The following is a 988-nucleotide window of genomic DNA, read 5'->3' as shown; positions in this document are numbered from 1 at the left end:
TCTTTTGTCGTGACGATGACGGCCGATACGGGGAATGGATAACTACTTCTCCGAAACGCCAGCCTCGGCAAAACTCGCCATGCGGGCATGGCACTCCAGCGCCGAGCGGACGATGTTGACGGCGAGGCAGGCGCCGGAGCCTTCGCCGAGCCGCATGCCGAGATCGAGCAGCGGCGGCAGGCCGAGGGCTTCGAGCAGGCCGCGATGGCCCGATTCGGCCGAAACGTGAGCGGCGATTGTGTGGGCGAGGCCGGTTGGGTGCATCTTTGCCAGTGGGGCTGCGGCGGCGGTGCAGACGAAGCCGTCGAGCAGCACGGGGATGCCCAGATGGCGGGCGGCCAGCGTGGCGCCGAAGATGGCGGCGAGTTCGCGGCCGCCAAGCGCGGCAGCGAGAGCGAGCGGGTCAGCAAGGGCGGCGGCGTGACGCTTCAGCCCGGCTTCGATGGCGACCACCTTGCGCTTGAGGCCGGCGTCGTCGACGCCGGTGCCGCGTCCGGTCCATTTTTCAGCACCACCGCCGAACAGGGCAGCCGAAATGGCGGCGGCCGGCGTGGTGTTGCCGATGCCCATTTCGCCGAAGCAGATCAGGTCGAGGTCGTTTGTCACGGCGTCATACCCGGCGGAGACAGCCGCGAGAAATGCCTTGTCGTCCATCGCCGGCACTTGGGTGAAGTCGCCAGTCGGATGGTCGAGATCGAGTGGGATGACATCGAGTTCGGCGCCGGCCATGCGGGCAAGCTGGTTGATGGCGGCGCCGCCGCCGGCGAAATTCGCCACCATCTGCACGGTGACTTCCGAGGGATAGGCCGACACGCCTTGCGCGGTGACGCCATGGTTGCCGGCGAATACGAAAACCTTGACGCGGTCGAGTTTCGGCATGTCGCGGCCCTGCCAGCGCGCCAGCCAGGCGGCGATGGTCTCCAGCCGGCCGAGGCTGCCTTGCGGCTTGGTCAGCGTGTCCTGGCGGCGGGCGACCGCATTGGCCGCG

General features: G+C 68.1%; 1 protein-coding gene. It reads right to left on the bottom strand.

Features of this window, described 5'->3' with window-relative positions; all coding sequences use genetic code 11:
- Positions 1 to 42 precede the first annotated feature (42 nt).
- Positions 43 to 988 (bottom strand): nicotinate-nucleotide--dimethylbenzimidazole phosphoribosyltransferase (cobT, locus tag EN984_RS35920; protein WP_127384421.1); only part of this gene is annotated, 946 nt, incomplete at its 5' end.

The sequence above is a fragment of the Mesorhizobium sp. M7A.F.Ca.CA.004.12.1.1 genome (assembly GCF_003997835.1).
Lineage (GTDB): Bacteria > Pseudomonadota > Alphaproteobacteria > Rhizobiales > Rhizobiaceae > Mesorhizobium.
Note: the sequence above shows the minus strand (reverse complement) of the source record. Positions and strands in the feature narration are given on the sequence as shown.